This window comes from Streptomyces sp. NPDC029138, assembly GCF_055564375.1.
Genome location: NZ_JBVHWM010000151.1, coordinates 1 through 1,217, shown reverse-complemented (window position 1 = coordinate 1,217; position 1,217 = coordinate 1). Strand labels below are relative to the sequence as shown.

The window sequence follows — 1,217 nt, the reverse complement described above, 5'->3', positions numbered from 1 at the left end:
CGGCATGCCGACCGACCCGGCCGTCGTGCAGGCCCTCGCCGATGCCGTGTGCGCCCAGGTCGAATACCAGCTCGCCAACGGCGACGACGGCACCGGGGCGTCCGGGAAGTGGGGCAGCGTCTCAATCGGCCCCGTGTCCCTCGGCGACCGCCGCGACGCCCCACAGGCGCCCGGCGGCCTCGACCTCGCCCCCCGCGCGCACCGCGCCCTGATGTTGGCCGGCCTGCTCCCGGGGGTGATCTGGTGAGAGTCCCCGGGTGGCTACTGCGCCACCGCGTCACCGTCGAGCCGTACGACGGCGACAGCGCGTACGGCCCGACCTACCGCGCCGCGTTCGAGGTGCGGGCCCTGGTCGCCGAGACAACCAAGCTCACGCGCAACCGCGAGGGCGTCGAGGTCACCAGCACGGCGCAGGTCATCACCGAGCCCGGCCTCGACTGCCCGGCCGAGTCCCGCCTCACCCTCCCGTCCGGCCGCGTCACGAAGGCGATCAGCGTCGCCGACCACACCGCGCCCGGACTACCGACCCCGGACTGTGCGGAGGTGATGTGCGAGTGACGCAACGAACCCGACTCCGCTGGAACGGGGCCGCCGCACTCCGCGGCACCAAGTCGGGCGCCGCCCGCGGCCTACGCCTCGCCGCCGAGCACGTGCTCACCGAGTCCCGCCGGATCGTCCCCATTGAAGAGGCCACCCTCGAACGGTCCGGCGTCGCAACGGTCGACGAGTCGTCCCTGACGGCCGCCGTGTCCTACGACACGCCATACGCCATCAGACAGCACGAGGAACTGACCTACCGGCACGACCCCGGGCGTTCGGCGAAGTACCTCGAACGGCCCCTGACGGAAGAGGCCGGCACCGTCGCCGAGATCATCGCGGCGCAGGTGCGGAGGTCGCTCCGTGGCTGACCTCGACCCGACCGACGGCATAGCCCAGTACCTCGACGGCCTCGGCCTGGTCGAGTACGACCCGGCCGGGAAGACCGGCGACCTGTTCGTCGAGCGACTGCCGTCGACACCCGACGCCGCGGTCGTCCTGTCGCTGTACGACGCCGGCGCCCCCGACGCCCGCAACGCGTACGACACCGTGCGCCTACAGGTGCGCGTGCGCGGGGGCCCGGACCCGCGCGTATCGCGCGGGCGCGCGTGGGCGATCTACCGCGCCTTGCACGGCCTCGCCGCCGTCGAGTTGCCCGACGGTACATGGCTCATCCTCGC

3 protein-coding genes and 1 pseudogene are annotated in these 1,217 nt (G+C 73.1%); all 4 read left to right on the top strand.

Annotated features, from left to right (window positions below; translation table 11 throughout):
* Positions 1–247, top strand: a pseudogene (locus ACZ4WH_RS44005) (hypothetical protein); the annotation flags it as partial.
* Positions 244–558: a hypothetical protein gene (locus ACZ4WH_RS44000; protein WP_468191990.1), complete on the top strand. Its 315-nt coding sequence runs from the start codon at positions 244–246 to the stop codon at positions 556–558. The pseudogene ACZ4WH_RS44005 and the gene ACZ4WH_RS44000, both read left to right, overlap by 4 nt.
* Positions 555–908, top strand: coding sequence for a hypothetical protein (locus ACZ4WH_RS43995; protein WP_468191987.1), 354 nt, complete (start codon positions 555–557; stop codon positions 906–908). The genes ACZ4WH_RS44000 and ACZ4WH_RS43995 overlap by 4 nt, the downstream gene beginning before the upstream one ends.
* A partial coding sequence (locus tag ACZ4WH_RS43990) for a minor capsid protein (RefSeq protein WP_468191985.1) occupies positions 901–1,217 on the top strand: 317 nt, incomplete at its 3' end. The genes ACZ4WH_RS43995 and ACZ4WH_RS43990, both read left to right, overlap by 8 nt.